This is a genomic window from Phormidium tenue FACHB-1050, from assembly GCF_014696925.1.
GTDB lineage: Bacteria > Cyanobacteriota > Cyanobacteriia > Pseudanabaenales > Pseudanabaenaceae > Pseudanabaena.
On record NZ_JACJQY010000005.1, the window covers coordinates 114,466 to 128,072 of the forward strand.

Consider the following 13,607-nt stretch of genomic DNA (forward strand, 5'->3'; position numbering starts at 1 on the left):
TGCCGTAATTCTTTTTATTAGCGTGGAGTGCGTTCTTCGATATCTTCTAGGGTTTGTAAGACTAGACGTTTAGCTTGGAGTTTCCATCCCCATTTTTGTAAAGCGATCGCTGCTCCAGTGCCAATAACAGTTGCAATAAAATCTAAAGGCTGTTCCATTGATATACCTAGCAACAAACCTAGCCCTGCAATACCCCAAAAAGGCAGAGATACGGATTGACGATTTTTTTCTACAATTTTGCTAATGTCGTCGGTGGGCATGACTGCGAGTAACTCAGCTTTTGCCTGTTTTTGTTCCGCTCTATTGAGGGATAAGCCGATTTTTTGGCGTAGTTTTTCGATTTTGCGGGCGTTTGTGCTGTATTGCACTAACTCATCTTCCGCCAGCATAATTAAACGCTCTAGTTTTGCCATTGGTAAAAATTTATTAGATTAATTAAATTAGGGATTAGTTCGCACAGTTTCTCAATCTAAACATCATAGCGATCGCGATCGCAATTACCTAAAGTAATACCAAGTTAAGAAATGGCGTAGCCATTTCTTAACTTGAAAACCATTACTGGATTTAGTTTTTAATCCACAAAAGTGTTTATCACACTTTCGCAAATTGGTATAGCAATGCAAGAGATAGATAGGACGGCTCAAAACCCAAAAGATGAGTAGCAGCGCTTCGCGCCGCCACTCATCTTTTGGGTTTTATGTCCTGAGCAAAACTTACATTGCTATATAAGGCGATCGCCACAAAAAGCGTCAAAAAATATTTGACAAGATGCACCATTCTTGTTGTATGATATAAATCTTGAAAAAAGGGCGAATGGCGGAATTGGTAGACGCATCAGACTCAAAATCTGACGACTTCGGTCATGAGAGTTCGATTCTCTCTTTGCCCATAAAAAAGCAGTTCACTATTTGAACTGCTTTTTTTATTTTTTATAAAGATAAATCTGGATCAATACCTAAAGAAATAAGGCGATCTCGTAATTGTTTTATTTGCAATTCCGCAGCATTAGCACGTTGGCTTTCTTGTTCGGCACGTTGGCTTTCTTGTTCGGCACGTTGGCTTTCTTGAATAGTAAGGTGCTTTTGATTTTGTAGTGCAAATAGTAGCTCAACAGGCATTAATAATTTTTCACCTGTGTCTAACTGATAAAAATTAATTAGATGTTCTTCGACCTCTAGGCGCAAGCCCAAAACTTGACTACATCCATCCGTAATTGGGTAGTAGATATTGTCATCATCGCGTTCCCTGTAATCGAGTCGATAGCCACGCAGCTTTTCAGTTATCCACTCACCCTTAGGATCAAAAAGCCAATACTCTTGTACCCCTATATCCTCATACAGATTTCTTTTAAATTCTTTATCTTTTGCCTGAGTTTTAGGAGAGGTAATCTCAAAAATAATGCTGGGAACCTTACCTGTTTCCCAAATTTTATAATTGTCGTATGGTACTTGTGGAATCTCGAAGATCACCATTACATCAGGCGACACTCTCAGCTTGGGAAAGCCTTGGGCATAGTAAAGAAATTGGTCAGCAAGGACAACAGGCGATCGCTCCTGAAAAGCGATTGCTAAATAATTTCGTAATACATCAACAGTGGCAATAATCGCATCAGCATGAATAGAAGTTTCTGCCAAGGGTTCACCATCCTCGGAAGGGTAAAAGATTTCGGGTGTGGGATTGCTTTCTGGTGTTTTATTCTCAGTGGTTGCAATATTAGAAACAGTGGCTGGAGTCATGACACAAGCAGTGCTATCTGCACAAGCGGCAATGTATCTAGGTAATTGGCAATTGTTATTAAAATTATAGAGTAATCCTAAATGATTTGAGAGAGTGCGCCCCGTCGGGGCGCACTCTCTCAAATCATTTAGGATTACTGCAAAGCAAGTTTTTGTAAGACAGAACTTGTGGAAACGATATGACGATCTAAGCCCAGGACTTTCGGATCAATACCGATCGCTAGTCCGATCAATTGAGGTAAATGCAAAATCGGAATCCCTAATTTATGCCCAATCACCTTTTCGACTTCAGGTTGACGTGAATCGAGATTGAGATGACAAAGAGGACATGGCGTAACAATACAATCTGCGCCTGCGGCGATCGCCGCAGTTAGATGTCGTCCTGCCATTGAGAAAGATTCTTTGGGGGCATAGCTGGAAATTGGCCATCCACAACATTGCACACGTCCTTCGTAATACACAGGAGTTGCACCAACTGTACGAAAAATATTTTCTAGAGATTCAGGTTTGAAGGGATCGTCAAAACGAGTGACTGTTTGCGATCGCAATAAGTAGCAACCATAAAAGGAAGCACATTTAAGATTAGCTAAAGAACGAGTTACTTTAGCGGCGATATTTTCTAAGCCATAGTCGCGGATCAGAATCCAGAGTAAATGCAAAACTTCCGTAGAACCTTGGAAATTATGTCCTTGAGTATTTAGCAGCGCATTTACTTCGTCTTTGCGCGTGGAATCTGAGCTTTTAAGTTTATCGTTGACACGACCAAGTACCCCCTGACAGGTACTACATTGCGTCATTACTGTGAGATTTAATTCTTCGGCAAGAGAAATATTGCGGGCATTGATCACGTCCTCCATCAGTTCGTCAGTTTCCTTGAATGTGCCAGAACCACAACAGGTTGCTTTAGTCAATTCCACCAGTTCAATTCCTAAGGCTTGTGCGATCGCATTTGTCGATGCATGTAGCTCTTTGCAAGCACCCTTAGCAACACATCCTGAGTAATAAGCGTATTTCAATGCTTTAGTTTCTGTCATTTCTCTGATCGCAACATCTTTCCCTTTCGCTTCTAAATTACCACCAAAAAAGAGAGGCGGCGCATTGCGCCGCCTCTCTTTTTTGATTAATTAGGCTGTGACAAGCTCAGGACGCTTGCTGTTACGAATACCCTTGATCGCTTCAGCATAGTCAGGAGCGTTAAATACTGCGGAACCCGCAACGATCGCATTAGCACCAGCTTCTAAAACTTGCCAAGTGTTGTTAGCCTTGAGACCGCCATCAACTTCAATCCAAGGATCAAGTCCGCGATCGTCACACATTTGACGCAACTTAGCGATTTTAGGAATCACGTTAGGAATAAAGCTCTGACCACCAAAGCCGGGGTTCACACTCATGATCAAAACCAAGTCGCATAGATCGAGAACATACTCAATAAAGCTCAAAGGGGTTGAAGGATTGAGGGAGACACCAGCGAGTTTACCAAGTTCCTTGATTTGGCAAAGATTGCGATGTAGGTGAGGGCAAGCGGTATGTTCAGCATGAACGGTGATGATATCTGCGCCAGCCTTAGCGAAGTCAGGTACATATCTTTCTGGCTCAGCAATCATCAAATGCACATCTAAAATCTTTGTAGTAACAGGACGAATAGCCGAAACTACCAATGGTCCAATGGTAATGTTTGGCACGAAGCGTCCATCCATCACATCAACGTGAATCCAATCTGCACCCGCCGCATCAACTGCACGAATGTCGTCACCTAAACGGCTAAAGTCAGCAGACAAGATTGAAGGGGAAATAACTGTGGACTTTTTAGGCATATGATTTACGGGGGCTTAGCTTTACAAAGATCTAAAAAACAGCAGATAAAGGTAGTTTTAACTACAGTCCTGTATTAATTATTAATTAAATTTAGCAGTTTTGATCAATTAAAGGCTAAAAAATGGGAAGTATGCTTAGTACCCTTTCTATTTTTTAGCCTTTAACTCAAACCGAGAAACTGTTGATGAACTGCAAATAGACTAATAGTATATGTTCCAAATCCAAGCAGAATACAAACTGGTAATGTTAAAAACCAAGCTAGTAGCAAGTTTTTCAAAGTATTACTCTGAACACCAACCCGATTTGCAACCATCGAGCCAGCGATGCCCGATGAAAGTATATGGGTAGTGCTAACGGGTAATCCGAAATAATCGGCTGTACCAATCGTGGTCATGGTCACTAGCTCAGCGATCGCCCCTTGAGCGTAGTTAAGCGGCTCTTTACCAATTTTTTCACCGACAGTAACAACAACTCGTTTCCATCCAATCATTGTTCCTGCTCCGAGTGCAAGAGCAATGGTAATCTTTACCCAATAGGGAATGAAGTGGGTGATTTTATCTAATTGATTTCTATAGGCAATTAATAAATGTTTTTGATCAAGGTTAGCTAATTTTTGTTGATTGTCTAATTTAGTAATTGCACTAGCAACAAGATAAATATCATTTCTAATTTGAGGGCGATCGCTCTCTGGCAAATCTACAAAATTACTACTGAGCGACAAACTATTGCTAATTAATTGACTTTCAGAAGCTAGCGATCGCCAAGTATTTTCATTTAGTTGACCTTGTGGTTTTAAGAAGTTTGTAAGTTCTATTTGACTATTCTCAAAAATCAAATTATGAACTGAAGGTTTGGATATCTGTGATGTAAATATAGGAATAACTGCTTTTGATGTAGTAACTAATTGGGCGATCGCTTGAGAGCTAGTATCCATATTTAAAGAGAAGCTACTTGGCAATAAAATTACTAAAATCAGCATCATTAGCCCCATTCCTTTTTGTCCATCATTAGAGCCATGGGCAAAACTGACTCCTGCACAGGTCAAAATTAGCAACGACCTAATCCCTAGTGATGGAGTATCCTCTGCTGCTGGTGATGTATAGAGATTTTCTTGTTTAATCAGGGCTTTAGCGATTAGGAATAATAATGCAGCTCCACAAAATCCGAGCAATGGTGAAATAATAAGGGAAAGAAAAACTTCCTGCATTTTTAGCCAATTTATGCCATCCCACCAGTTTTGCCCTGTAGATAAAACTGAATTAGCTAAACCAATTCCCAGAATTACACCAATTAATGTATGTGTACTAGATACAGGTAATCCCAAATACCAAGTTCCCAAATTCCAAATAATTGCGGAAATAAGTAAAGCCGCAACCATAATCAAGCTTTTACTTGAATCAGCTTTAACTAATAGTTCCACAGGCAATAAAGCCACGATAGAAAAGGCTACTGCGCCGCTAGATGTTATCACACCTAATAAATTGCAAATTCCTGACCAAATAACTGCGTATGTTGGCTTGAGTGTATTTGTATAAATCACAGTCGCTACAGCATTAGCTGTGTCATGAAATCCATTCACGAACTCAAAACCGATCACCAAAGCGATCGCTAAGCCTAAAAATAGATATTCCATAGATATTCCATTTTTACTCCACGATACTTGTGTTATAGCTATTGCCAAGTGTAATAGGACAAATCAAAACGCAAGTCTTGATTGGCGGCGCTTTGCGATGCCAATCCTTACCTATTTAGAACTTCTCAAGGTGCTGCCAAATTAATCTTCTTGCTTTTCGAGCGATCGCCACCAAATTAATCTTCTTGCTTTTCGAGCGATCGCCACCAACGACTGAGAGGGAAGTAAATAGCAGGTGACCATAAACTACTCAAAATTGCTGAACTAAGGGCAATCCGTTGTTGTAGAGTCCAAACATTATCCATGTCGGCTCCCATAGTAGTTAGTTGCACTGCGTGCATGGTCTCCACAATTACCGCCATGCCAAACACAATTAATGCGATCGAAATAAAGTCCTCTTGCATGTATCGCTGTTTCTGCAAAAGTGAGGTTAGTCCACCAGTAATCGCTAGTCCCAAAGCATGAGTTGGTGAAACATGCATGTCCACAAAGGTCATACCGTCCTGTATAAATCCTATGGCAACCCCTGCCATTACTGACAAAAATACAGGACGGTTGACACTCCAAGTTACTAGCCAGATCAGTAGCCAGTTAGGAGCAATTCCCATCAAGGTCATACCTGGAAATCTGGTATACATCGCTAAGATACAAATTAGCAGTGAACCAATGGTCACAGCCCAGTTTAAAAATTTTTTAGGTAGGGAAACTTTGCGATCGAGCATTATTTCTGATGACTGGGTTATAGCTTCTCTTGGAAAGGATATACCTCTACATAATCTAGTAATCCTAAAGGAGTCGAAAACTCGACGATCGCTTCAGGTGCTGGTTGCTTATCAAGATTTATGGATTTAATCCGACCAACAGGCACATTTTCAGGAAATAGAGTACTAAATTGTGAAGTATGCACAATATCTCCAACTTTTACATCAGGATCGCGCTCAAAAAAGTCTAGGGTCGCTGTATTTTGGCTTTGTCCTTTGAGCATTCCACTAAAACGACTGCGACTAACAACCACACCAACCTGACTATTTGGATCACTGATTAGCAAAATCTGACTACTGTTGGGGGAAACATGGGTAACACGACCAACTAAACCTCCAGGTGCTACCACTACAGCACCTGATTTAATCCCATCATTGCTACCTTTGCCAATTAAGATTTGATTCCACCAAGAGTCAGCCCCACGACCGATAACCGTTGCCCAAATACCGACATCTCTTGGGGTTACTCTTACCTTCAAAAGCTCTTTCATTCTCTGATTTTGGGACTCTAACTCAGTCAAGCGATAGCGAAGTTCGCGTACTTGAGCATCTTGCAATAATTCTTGCTTAGATACACTTGATTGAAAAGGGCGGCTGAGAAACTGATAGGTTTCCATAATCGCTACACCTTGAGTTTGGCGGATAAACCACGCCAGCCCAATTCCAGCAGTAACCACAACAGTTTGAAAGCTATAACGCTCCCACCAACTACGGATTGAATCCATGAAAAATTTACCTATAAACTTTTCAAGCGACTGGTTAATACACGACCAAGATTTTTATAATCTTCTAAAACGCGCCCAGCACCAATTACCACACAGTCCAAAGGGGCTGGGGCAATATGAGTGATAATTCCAGTCTCATGACTAATCAGGGTGTCAATACCATTCAGCATGGCTCCACCACCAGCTAACATAATACCGCGATCGATAATATCAGCGGCTAGTTCAGGAGGTGTACGCTCTAGTGTTCGCTTCACTGCTTCAATAATCACAGAGAGTGGTTCACTCATGCTTTCGCGAATTTCCGAAGACTTTACAGTGACGGTACGGGGTAATCCTGATAGCAGGTGCAACCCTCTTACCTCCATCGAAGTTTCCTCTTTAATGGGATAAGCTGAACCAATTTTAATTTTAATTTCTTCTGAAGTCCGTTCCCCAACGACGAGGTTATGTACAGTCTTCATGTACTTCATGATGGCTTCGCTGAGTTCGTCACCTGCAACACGCACGGATTCACTCAATACAATTCCCTGCAAACTCATGACGGCAACTTCGGTAGTACCACCACCAATGTCAATGATCATGTTCCCCGTAGCTTCGGTTACAGGTAGTCCTGCCCCGATCGCCGCCGCGATCGGCTCATCAATTGGGTAAACTTCACTTGCTCCAGCACGACGGGCGGCATCCATGACAGCACGCCATTCCACGCCTGTTACACCACTAGGAATGCCGATCGCAATACGTGGATTAAAAACACCTTTCTTAACTTTCTGAATGAATGAGCGCAGCATCAACTCAGCGGAGTCAAAGTCGGCAATTACGCCATCTTTGAGGGGGCGCACTGCAATGATGTCACCGGGGGTGCGACCGATCATTTTATTGGCTTCATTTCCGACTGCATAGGCAGTCTTATCGCGTTGATCGATCGCGACAACGGATGGCTCTTGCAGAACGATACCTTCGCCAGACACATAAATAAGTGTGTTGGCAGTACCAAGGTCAATGCCGATGTCTTTCGTAAAATGGCGTAATAAACCCACAGTCAACTCTTCCAGTGGTCAAACTAGCTATACATTCTTAACATTTTATTACGATTGTTGTCACTTAGTCTAGTCTTCTTAACTATTCCGAAAGTCTTGTATTTGTAAACAAAGGTGAAAAGTATCGTAAAGCAATACTTTATAGAAAAGCATTTTGGTGTTTCTAGGCGCGAGAAACACCAAAACGCTTTTCACTTTCGTTTATTGAGATTGCTTTGTTATTATGATGAGTGTAAGTAAAAATTAACGATTATCCAATGAGTGATTGGCTAGAACATACCGTCCAAACTGAAGTGGCTATTCCCGTGGAATATGCGTGGTCGTTGTGGTCAGATTTGCAAGCTATGCCCCGTTGGATGAAGTGGATTGACTCTGTGGTAGTCACTGCCGATCCTGAAATATCTGCTTGGAAACTCGGCACAAATGGCTTAACCTTTACTTGGAAATCTCGAATTCTGAAGCAAATTCCCAATCAAATTATTCAGTGGGAGTCGATTGGCGGTCTGCCAAATCGTGGTGCTGTAAGGTTTTATGGTCGTCCTAATAACATGACGATTGTGAAGTTAAGCATTGCCTATGCAATTCCTGCGATCGGGCAGCTTATGGATAATTTGTTTCTGGGACAGGTTGTTGAATCCACTTTGCAAGCGGATTTAGACAGATTCAAAATTTATGCACAGGAAGATTTTGCTAAAACCATTTAAACCAAGAGGGTGCTTTGCGCCCTCTTGGTTTAAATGGTTTTAAAAGATTGATCGCTGTCCTTCAGGACTAACACCAATAATTGTGAGTTGGCAATCTAGGACAGAGAAGCCATACTTGTCAGCAACTTTTTTACTAATTGTAAGAATTTGATCATTTTTAAACTCAATCACCCGATTGGTTTTGACGCAGACTAAATGGTGATGATGGTGAGGCTTGGGCTGATTAATTTCATAATGCTTATGGTCTTCAGTGAGTTCGAGTTCACGCAAAATCCCCATCCGCGCCATCATTTTTACAGTGCGGTAAATTGTCGAAAGACTAATATTCTCACCTTGTGCTTTTAGGCGTTCGTAGAGATCCTCAGCACTAAGATGTTGTCCTTCTGGTAAGGTTTGAAATGTACTTAAAATCACCTCGCGCTGCGGTGTCATGCGACAACCTTTTGAGTTGAGTTCAGCCTTTAGGGATTCAGGTGAATAGGTAGTCTCCGCAGAAGTCATAGCATTATCAATAACGATAGCTTCTTGAGAATAACATAAATGTCATTAGCGGACAGCAATTCTCATCAAAACCAATGTTAGTGTTTTTAGCGCCTGCGGCACTGAAAACACTAACATTGGTTTTGATGGAAAGTAGAGTGGGGCTTGCCCACCCTACTCATTTCTATGTTATGTTTAGCAACCCTACTTAAAAGTTATTAGCCATGTTACCGTTGCCCCGTGCGATTATTTATCGTAAAAAAGTCGATGCGGTTCAGCGTTTTCACCCTTGGATCTTTTCGGGTGCGATCGCCAAAATGCAAGGACAAGTCAATGATGGTGACTTGGTAGAAGCCTATAGCGAAGATGGCAAGTTTTTAGCAATTGGCTTGTGGGGTATGGGTAGCATTGCGATTAAGGTGCTATCGTTTCAGCCTGTGGAGTCGATGCAAAGTTTATTGCGCGATCGCCTCCAGCAAGCATTTATTCTGAGAAAGCAATTAGGATTAATCGATAATCCAGAGACAAATTGCTATCGCTTGATTAATTCTGAAGGTGACGGGTTAGCAGGATTAATTATTGATGTTTATGGTGAGACAGCGGTTTTGCAGTGCCATTCACTGGGAACATATGGATATCGGCAGGAAATTGCAGAAATATTAAAGGAAATTTATGGCGATCGCTTGCAAGCTGTTTATGACAAAAGCTCGGCGACTCTTTCGCGCAAATCACAAACTCAGTCTCAGGATGGTTTATTAATTGGTAAAAAATCCACTGATAGTGCTGAAGTTTTAGAATATGGACATCGCTTTATTGTTGATTGGGAAAGGGGACAAAAGACAGGCTTTTTCTTAGATCAACGCGAAAATCGGCGCTTGTTTGGTAAATATGCGACAGGCAAAAAAGTTTTAAATACCTTCTGCTATTCGGGTGGATTCTCTGTTTATGCAGTGGCGGCGGGGGCGCGAGAAGTACATTCGATTGATAGCTCAGTCAAGGCGATGGAATGGACAGATCGGAATATTGCTGCAAATTTTGATGCTGAGCGTCAGGCGACCCATACTTCTTTTACAGGCGATGTCTTTGATTTTCTGAAGCAATGCGATCGCGATTATGATGCGATCGTGCTTGACCCACCTGCTTTTGCTAAAAGTTTGTCGGCGCGACATTCAGCAATGCAAGCCTATCGACGGTTGAATTTGCAAGCCATGTCTAAATTAAAAAGTGGTGGTTTGCTATTCACCTTTTCTTGCTCTCAAGTAGTGAATGTGGAGAATTTTACGGGTGCGGTGACGGCGGCGGCGATCGAGTCAGGTCGTACAATCAAGGTTTTACATCATTTAACCCATCCTGCCGATCATCCTACGAGTATTTTTCATCCTGAAGGAGCGTATCTGAAGGGCTTAGTTTTGAGCATTATCTAAGCAGCCATAATTTGCTCAACAGTGAGATTTAATTCTGGAAAAGTTGGCGAAACTATGCGATCGCTGTTTTGAAATATTGTCATTTGATATTTGCCTTCTGTGTCTAAAGTGAATATCAGCACAGAAGGGAGCTTCGGATCGCCTAAATAGTCGCGAGAACCGATTGCTAAATAATCAACAATCCAATACTCAGGAATTCCTAAACGTTCGTATTCTTCGAGTTTATCAATATAATCATCTTCCCAATTTGTAGATACTACTTCGACAGCAAGTTGAATTGGTTTGCGGATGCCCCGATGGTTTAGGCGATCGCTCCGCCAAACATCTCGATTTATGACACTGACATCTGGATGTCTACCCTGTTCTTTACCTTTTTTATTTGTGGTTAAAACTGCTGCCACATCATTGACCACATAGTTTAACTGGAGGCGCTTAATCTCATCCTTAATCGCATCCATGATTAATCCAGCGACATCGTAATGAATTCTTGTTGCTAATTTTTTTACCATTTTGCCATCTACTAGTTCATAGCGACCATCTTCAGGACATTGCTCTAAAAACTGGTCAAAATTTAGCTCTAGTTTTTGCTCTTGCTCCAGTTCTGAAACAGACTTTGCTTGAGTGAGTGTAATCATAGATTTCCTCAAAATGCGTAGCCTAAATTATATCAAAGCCATATTTATAGAGTTGTGGTGCTTTTGAAGTAGTCCAGAGAAGTTTTTGAAAGCTTTGCAAAGCGCGGCATGAAAAAATGTCAGAAAAAGTCAGAAAACTTCTATAAAAAATTGCTTTTATGTCGCTACAATATGTCCACCTTATTGGTGAGGATGTAGGGATATGTATAGAAAGCATCAGAAAATGTCGGTTGCTAATATCGGCGCGACGATTTTAGCGGCATTTGTGGGGGCGATTATTGTGCCGATGCCGACACAGGCGCAGAACACAACTGTTAACCCCGCAAATCGGGCTGTTCGCAATGAAGCCGATCGCTTGCTTGATCTTGGCTATGTACAACTCAAAGATGGTAAACCGCGCGAAGCCATTAAAACTTGGCTCTATGCGATCGGCTATTACCGCCGCATTAATGACCAACCTGCGATCGCCTACACTCTGGCAAGGGTGAGTGATGCCTATGAAATGATGGGAGCAGCGAACGCCGCTCAAGATACAACTCGCCAAAGAATCCGTTATGCCAATACTTTGCAAGACAATGGCGCAAAGTTAGAAAGCTCCAATAATTTGGTCAGTTTTGAAATTGCCCAAAATAAACTGGAATCTGCGGCGAAACTGAACAAGGAAACTCTTGATCTGGCTATTCAAAATGATCAAGGTCTGAATACTGCGCTTGCTCTGAATAACAAAGGCTTAATCGCAGGACGTTATGGCGACCATATGGCGGCGATCAAGCTCTATTATGCATCGATCAAAAAATATCCACTCCGTGAGACGATCGGTGAGGGCTATGTCTATGTCAATAGCGGCGATAGTTTCATGTCGTTGGACAATTACAAATCAGCGATCAAGGACTATGGCATGGCTCTAACGATCGCCCGCCAATATCGCAATTATCCATTGATGGCAGTGGCAAGCGATCGCTTGATTGCGGCTTATCTTGAAGTCCCTAATTTTTATCGGATCGAGGAATTATTGCAAAATCGATCAAGCTTGGCTTTGGTAATGGGCGATCTCGAAACGGCGGCGATCGCACAGCGATATTTGGGTGATTTGTACTTATCTTTTGGAAATCTGCCAAAATCACGCGCTGCTTACCAAGAGTCCTATGATTTTGCTGCTATGCTAGAAGATACTTCTGGCTTGCAACTGCGAGAAGCTTATTACAAATTGCAAGCTCTAGAAAGAATGTGATTTTGGCTAGGTGACGCTATGCGCCACCTAGAATCAAATATAAAAGCGATTTTTATTTAAAAATTTAGTAAAAAACCTTAAATTTGCCATGCCAGCGATCGTCATTCCACGTCGGTTAGATGTAGCTGCTCTTGATCAAGATCAGCTTGATCAGGCTTCAGTCTCCACTGCTCCCACTCAGCATATTCTGCCCAATGGGGTGAAGATTATTGCCGAACAGATTCCTGTAGATGCGGTCAATCTCAGTATTTGGGTTGACGTTGGCTCTGCGGTCGAGAGTGATGATATCAACGGTATGGCACATTTCCTAGAGCATATGGTGTTTAAGGGCAGCGATCGCCTTGGCTTAGGGGAATTTGAACAGGCGATCGAGTCTCATGGTGGTAATACTAATGCGGCTACTAGTCAGGACTACACGCATTTTTATATTAATGTTGCACCTAAAGATTTTGCGAAACTTGCACCTCTACAACTGGATATAGTCCTAAAATCTAGCATTCCTGACGAAGAATTTCAGCGCGAACGTCATGTGGTACTAGAAGAAATTCGCCGCAGTGAAGATAATCCCGATCGCCGTATTTATCGTCATATTACGGAATTAGTGTATGAGCAGTTACCCTACCGTCGTGCTGTTCTGGGACCCGTAGATGTGATTGAAAACGTCACCTCAGAGCAAATGCGATCGTTTCATCGCCAATGGTATGCGCCCCAAAATATGACGATCGCCGTTGTGGGTAATTTACCTGTCAGCGAGATGATCGGTGTGATTGCGAATTATTTTGAGACTCAAAATGATGGAGATGCGATCGCTGTCCAACCAAAGCACAAAGACTTTACATACGAAAAACCATTTACGGAAGTTGTGCGGCGGGAAGTCACTGATTCAAGTCTGAAGCAAGCCAGACTGAGTATGTCATGGCGCGTCGCTGGCTTAAGGGATTTAGCGGAAACCTATCCCTTAAGTATTTTGGCGAACATTCTCGGTAGTGGACGCACTTCGCGGATGGTGCAGGACTTACGCGAAAATCGGCGGATTGTCGATCGCATTTCCGTGAGCAATTCAGCGATGCGTTGGCAAGGAACTTTTCAAGTATTTGCGAAGTTGAATGTGGAAGATGTGGCGATCGTGGAGCAAGCAATTCGCGAACATATCCTCAAATTACATGAAACTCCTGTTACTGATGAGGAATTAGCAAAAATTCGCACTCAAGTTAGCAATCGCTTTATCTTCGGCAATGAATCACCGAAAGAACGTGCAGGTATCTACGGCTATTATGATCGCATTGTCGGTTCGCTAGAGCCAGCTTTAAACTATCCCGATCTCATGAAATCCATCACCAAAGAGGACATTCAAGCTGCTGTTCGCAAATACCTCAATCCTGATGCCTACGGTATTTTGATTGTCAAACCTTAAGTGTGAAACTAG

14 protein-coding genes and 1 tRNA gene are annotated in these 13,607 nt (G+C 42.1%); 5 read left to right on the forward strand and 10 right to left on the reverse strand.

The features are described 5' to 3' along the window. Positions 1-17: 17 nt before the first annotated feature. On the reverse strand, positions 18-413 hold the full coding sequence (locus tag H6G05_RS05050; RefSeq protein WP_190576870.1) for a hypothetical protein: 396 nt from the start codon (positions 411-413) through the stop codon (positions 18-20). Positions 414-807: 394 nt separating this feature from the next. Here H6G05_RS05050 and H6G05_RS05055 point away from each other — a divergent pair. Beyond that, positions 808-889 (forward strand) — tRNA-Leu (locus H6G05_RS05055). Between the two features lie 40 nt (positions 890-929). On the opposite strand, the gene H6G05_RS05060 is transcribed toward H6G05_RS05055, so the two are convergent. From H6G05_RS05060 to H6G05_RS05090, 7 genes are all read right to left on the reverse strand, one after another. Further along, complete coding sequence (locus H6G05_RS05060; protein WP_190576873.1) at positions 930-1,736, reverse strand: Uma2 family endonuclease; 807 nt, start codon at positions 1,734-1,736, stop codon at positions 930-932. 134 nt (positions 1,737-1,870) lie between these two features. Further along, entirely contained in the window at positions 1,871-2,770 is a 900-nt protein-coding gene (locus H6G05_RS05065) for a CoB--CoM heterodisulfide reductase iron-sulfur subunit B family protein (protein ID WP_190576875.1), read from the reverse strand. A 90-nt stretch (positions 2,771-2,860) separates the two neighbouring features. Then, positions 2,861-3,550: a ribulose-phosphate 3-epimerase gene (gene rpe, locus H6G05_RS05070; protein ID WP_190576877.1), complete on the reverse strand. Its 690-nt coding sequence runs from the start codon at positions 3,548-3,550 to the stop codon at positions 2,861-2,863. Positions 3,551-3,711: 161 nt separating this feature from the next. Further along, the gene (locus H6G05_RS05075; RefSeq protein ID WP_190576879.1) at positions 3,712-5,184 is read right to left on the reverse strand and encodes an inorganic phosphate transporter; all 1,473 of its coding nucleotides are present in this window, start codon (positions 5,182-5,184) and stop codon (positions 3,712-3,714) included. Between the two features lie 176 nt (positions 5,185-5,360). Further along, positions 5,361-5,906 (reverse strand): rod shape-determining protein MreD, encoded by a 546-nt coding sequence (gene mreD / locus H6G05_RS05080; protein WP_190576881.1) that lies wholly within the window; start codon positions 5,904-5,906, stop codon positions 5,361-5,363. A gap of 17 nt (positions 5,907-5,923) precedes the next feature. Next, the gene (mreC, locus tag H6G05_RS05085; RefSeq protein WP_190576883.1) at positions 5,924-6,670 is read right to left on the reverse strand and encodes a rod shape-determining protein MreC; all 747 of its coding nucleotides are present in this window, start codon (positions 6,668-6,670) and stop codon (positions 5,924-5,926) included. 11 nt (positions 6,671-6,681) lie between these two features. Beyond that, entirely contained in the window at positions 6,682-7,707 is a 1,026-nt protein-coding gene (locus H6G05_RS05090) for a rod shape-determining protein (RefSeq protein WP_094534891.1), read from the reverse strand. A gap of 257 nt (positions 7,708-7,964) precedes the next feature. Between H6G05_RS05090 and H6G05_RS05095 the strand changes: the two genes are divergently transcribed. Next, complete coding sequence (locus tag H6G05_RS05095) at positions 7,965-8,411, forward strand: SRPBCC family protein (protein ID WP_190576886.1); 447 nt, start codon at positions 7,965-7,967, stop codon at positions 8,409-8,411. Positions 8,412-8,450: 39 nt separating this feature from the next. Here H6G05_RS05095 and H6G05_RS05100 read toward each other — a convergent pair whose 3' ends face one another. Beyond that, the gene (locus H6G05_RS05100; protein WP_190576888.1) at positions 8,451-8,912 is read right to left on the reverse strand and encodes a Fur family transcriptional regulator; all 462 of its coding nucleotides are present in this window, start codon (positions 8,910-8,912) and stop codon (positions 8,451-8,453) included. Between the two features lie 203 nt (positions 8,913-9,115). On the opposite strand from H6G05_RS05100, the gene H6G05_RS05105 reads away from it, so the two are divergent. Next, the gene (locus H6G05_RS05105) at positions 9,116-10,315 is read left to right on the forward strand and encodes a class I SAM-dependent rRNA methyltransferase (RefSeq protein WP_190576890.1); all 1,200 of its coding nucleotides are present in this window, start codon (positions 9,116-9,118) and stop codon (positions 10,313-10,315) included. Here the strand turns inward: H6G05_RS05105 and H6G05_RS05110 are convergent. After that, positions 10,312-10,950 (reverse strand): Uma2 family endonuclease, encoded by a 639-nt coding sequence (locus tag H6G05_RS05110; protein ID WP_190576892.1) that lies wholly within the window; start codon positions 10,948-10,950, stop codon positions 10,312-10,314. The genes H6G05_RS05105 and H6G05_RS05110 overlap by 4 nt on opposite strands. A 202-nt stretch (positions 10,951-11,152) precedes the next feature. Between H6G05_RS05110 and H6G05_RS05115 the strand changes: the two genes are divergently transcribed. Both H6G05_RS05115 and H6G05_RS05120 read left to right on the forward strand, forming a co-directional pair. Beyond that, entirely contained in the window at positions 11,153-12,181 is a 1,029-nt protein-coding gene (locus H6G05_RS05115; protein WP_190576894.1) for a tetratricopeptide repeat protein, read from the forward strand. Between the two features lie 88 nt (positions 12,182-12,269). Beyond that, a complete protein-coding gene (locus H6G05_RS05120) occupies positions 12,270-13,595 on the forward strand; it encodes a M16 family metallopeptidase (RefSeq protein ID WP_190576896.1) in 1,326 nt (441 codons plus the stop codon). The last annotated feature ends 12 nt before the right edge of the window (positions 13,596-13,607 follow it).